Annotated in this window: 1 protein-coding gene; it reads right to left on the bottom strand. The window is 41.3% G+C overall.

Annotated features, from left to right (window positions below; all coding sequences use genetic code 11):
* A partial coding sequence (locus T367_RS25115; protein ID WP_035846386.1) for a beta strand repeat-containing protein occupies positions 1-4,748 on the bottom strand: 4,748 nt, incomplete at both ends.

Raw genomic sequence — 4,748 nt, 5'->3', positions numbered from 1 at the left:
ACATCTGCAAAATCATCTAGTACTCCGTCGCCGTCAGCATCCGTACCACCATTTTCAATTACATCTGCAATACCGTCGTTATCAGAATCAAGATCTAATCGATCATCAACACCGTCTCCATCTGTATCAGGATTAGTTAAAGCTATTCCGCCGTCACCTTCACCTGGAACTGTATCATCATTCGTATCAACCACATCTGCAAATCCATCTCCATCAGTATCCGTTATATCATCTAAAACACCATCACCGTCAGCATCTATTCCGCCAGCTTCTGTAATATCTGGTGTTCCGTCATTATCACTATCTAAATCTTTAGCATCCACAATTCCATCACCGTCAGAATCAGGATTAGTAAGTGGCGTATCAGCTAAATCATCATCCAATCCGTCACCATCAAGATCTTCAAATACATCTAAGACACCATCTCCGTTCGAATCAGTTCCTCCTGCTTCAACTAGATCTGGAATACCATCATTATCAGAATCTAAATCAATGCTATCAGGAATTCCATCACCATCTGTATCACCGTCTCCTTCTATATCATCTGGAATCCCGTCATTATCATCGTCTAAATCAACTAAATCATCAATGCCATCACCATCAGAATCTAACTCTCTAAAATCGAGGTTACCAATTCCAGGCGCATCAGCATCAGCAAGAACACCATCCGTAAAAGGATCAACTGTTCCGTTTCCACCATTAATTCCAGCAGTAAGATCTGTCAATTCGATTGTATCGAAGGCATCATCTAAGCCATCTCCATCCGTATCATCTCCTGAAGGAGTTGTATCAGCAACACCGTCACCATCTAAATCATGGCCTTCTAATAAGTCAGACTCTCCATCGTTGTCAGAATCCGAATCAACATAGTCAGCATTTGCATCACCATCGTGATTATTAGGAACGATTGGTGTACCTGATTCATCTATATCGTAAGCATTATCTATTCCATCACCGTCCGAATCAGTTCCAGTTGGTGCGATATAATCAGCAGTTGCTTGCCCTTCTATATTATCAATGATTCCATCACCGTCAGCATCAATATCTAAGTAGTTTGCACCACCTTCGCCATCAGTATTTGGCAATGGTAAAGCCGTTCCACCGTCACCAGCACCAAGAACCGTATTATCGTCCGTATCTACAACATCAGAGAAACCGTCACCATCAACATCTGTAAAATCATCTAAGATTCCATTTCCATCAGCATCAGTTCCGCCACCTTCAATCGCATCTACTATTCCATCATTATCAGAATCCAAGTCTAAGTTATTTGGAATACCGTCCATATCGAAATCACCATTCGGTAAAGTCGTTCCACCGTCACCGGCACCAGGAACAGTATTATCGTCCGTATCAACTACATCAGAGAAACCATCGCCATCAACATCTGCAAAATCATCTAGTACTCCGTCGCCGTCAGCATCCGTACCACCATTTTCAATTACATCTGCAATACCGTCGTTATCAGAATCAAGATCAATTCGATCATCAACACCGTCACTATCCGTATCAGGATTAGCTAGTGAAATTCCACCATCTCCTCCTCCAGGAATTGTATTATCATCTGTATCTACTATATCTCCAAATCCATCTCCATCTGTATCTGTCAGGTCATCTAATATACCATCACCGTCAACATCCGTTCCGCCTGCTTCAGTAATATCTGGAGTTCCATCATTATCACTATCTAAATCTTTAGTATCATCAATACCGTCACCATCCGAATCAGGATTAGGAAGTGGATCAGCATCAGTTGCATCATCCAAACCATCTCCATCAAGATCTTCAAATACATCTAGTAAACCATCTCCATCATTATCAGTTCCTCCTGCTTCAATAATATCTGGAATACCATCATTATCCGAATCTAAATCCAAATAATCAGGAATACCGTCACCATCTGTATCACCGTCTCCTTCTGCAACATCTGGAATACCATCATTATCTGAATCTAAATCTACAGAATCATCAACTCCGTCACCATCTGTATCAACTTCTCTAAAATCTAAATTACCTGCACCTGGTGTATCAGCATCAGCAAGAACACCATCCGTAAATGGATCAACAGTTCCGTTTCCACCATTAGTACCAGCAGTAAGATCTGTTAATACAGTTGTATCGAAAGCATCATCTAAGCCATCATTATCAGTATCATCACCAGAAGGAGTTGTATCAGCGACACCGTCTCCATCTAAATCATGACCTTCAATTAAATCAGACTCACCATCATTATCAGAATCCGTATCAACATAGTCAGCATTTACATCACCATCGTGATTGTTAGGAACGATTGGTGTACCTGATTCATCTATATCGTAAGCATCATCTATTCCATCACCGTCCGAATCAGTTCCAGTTGGTGCGATATAATCAGCAGTTGTTTGTCCTTCAATATTATCAATGATTCCGTCACCGTCAGCATCAATATCTAAGTAGTTTGCACCACCTTCGCCATCAGTATTTGGCAATGGTAAAGCCGTTCCACCGTCACCAGTACCAAGAACCGTATTATCGTCCGTATCTACAACATCAGAGAAACCGTCACCATCAACATCAGTAAAATCATCTAAGACTCCATTTCCATCAACATCAGTTCCGCCACCTTCAATCACATCTACTATTCCATCATTATCAGAATCCAAGTCTAAGTTATTTGGAATACCGTCCATGTCGAAATCACCATTCGGTAAAGTCGTTCCGCCATCACCAGCGCCGGGAACAGTATTATCATCCGTATCAACTATATCAGAGAAACCATCGCCATCAACATCTGCAAAATCATCCAGTATTCCGTCGCCGTCAGCATCCGTTCCACCATTTTCAATTACATCTGCAATACCGTCGTTATCAGAATCTAGATCTAATCGATCATCAACACCATCTCCGTCTGTATCTGGATTCGTTAAAGCTGTTCCACCATCTCCGTCACCAGGTACAGTATCATCGTTCGTATCTACAACATCTCCAAATCCATCTCCATCTGTATCAGTTAAATCATCCAAAACACCATCACCATCTGCATCTATTCCGCCTGCTTCAGTAATATCAGGTGTACCATCATTATCACTATCTAAATCCTTACTATCATCAATACCATCTCCATCAGAATCAGGATTAGGAAGAGGATCCGTATCAGTTGCATCATCCAATCCATCACCATCAAGATCTTCAAAATCATCAACCAGTCCATCACCATCAGCATCAGTTCCCCCAGCTTCAACTAGATCAGGAATACCATCATTATCAGAATCTAAATCCAAATAATCAGGAATACCATCACCATCTGTATCATCATCACCTTCTGCAATATCGGAAACACCATCATTATCAGAATCTAAATCTTCAGCATCACAAACCCCGTCACCATCATTATCTTCAGTTATTAATATTACTATCGTATCAGTACTCACTGCACAAACACCATTTGATATTGTCCAAACAAAAGTATTTGTTCCCAATGTTAAGCCAGTCACTTCAGAATCAAAGGCAGTAGCATCTGTTACCGAAGCACCACCTGTTATAACTGTCCAAGCTCCAGTTCCAATAGCAGGATCATTTCCTTCTAAAGTAGAGGTTGTCACAAAGCATAACTCCTGATCATCTCCTGCTGCTGAAGCTGTTGGTGCTTCATCAACATTAATTGTTATTTCATCAAAACTATCAGTACAAGCTCCGTTTGAAATTGTCCAACGGAAAGTATTAACACCTACTGTTAATCCAGTTACACCCGAATTAAAATCAGCAGGAGTAGTTACTGTTGCACCACCAGTAATCACAGTCCACACACCTGTACCTATTGCTGGATCATTACCTGCTAAGGTTGCTGTTCCAGGGTCAGAACATAATGTTTGATCAATACCTGCATTTGCAGTGGTAGGCGCTTCATTAACAGTTATTGTTATTTCATCAAAACTATCTGCACAAACACCATTAGAAATTGTCCATCTAAACACATTATCACCAATCCCTAAAGCAGTAACACCTGAATTAAAAGCACTAACATCTGTTATTGTACCAGTTCCTGATACCAATGTCCAAGTTCCTGTTCCAACAGCAGGATCATTACCCGCTAAAGTTGCTGTTCCAGGAGCGTCACAAATCTCTTGATCAGCACCTGCATCTGCAGTGCTTGGAGCTTCGTCCATTGTAATTGTTACCTCGTCAAAGCTATCAGTACAAACTCCATTTGATACTGTCCAACGGAAAGTATTTACTCCAGCTGATAAACCTGTAACACCAGAGTTAAAATCTCCAGGCACAGTAACAGTTCCTCCGCCAGCAACTACCGTCCAAACACCTGTTCCAACCAATGGATTATTACCAGCTAAAGTCGCTGTTCCAGGATCTTCACATACAGTTTGATCTGGACCTGCATCAGCCGTTGAAGGTTCCGCATCCACTGTAATTGTTATATCATCAAAACTATCTATACACCCGCCAGTAGAAATTGTCCATCTAAACACATTATCACCAGCAGCTAATCCAGTAACACCCGAATTGAATGCACTTGCGTCAGTTATTGTTCCAGTTCCTGAAACCAATGTCCAAGTTCCTGTTCCAACAGCAGGATCATTACCAGTCAAAGTAGCTGTTCCTGGATCTTCACATACTGTTTGATCAGCACCTGCATTGGCCATAGAAGGCTCTTCCACTATCGTAATAGTAATATCATCAAAGCTATCTGCACAAACACCGTTTTCGATTGTCCATCTAAACACATTATCACCAGCACCTAATCCAGTAACACC

Source organism: Crocinitomix catalasitica ATCC 23190, assembly GCF_000621625.1.
Classification (GTDB): Bacteria; Bacteroidota; Bacteroidia; order Flavobacteriales_D; family Crocinitomicaceae; genus Crocinitomix; species Crocinitomix catalasitica.
Note: the sequence above shows the minus strand (reverse complement) of the source record. Positions and strands in the feature narration are given on the sequence as shown.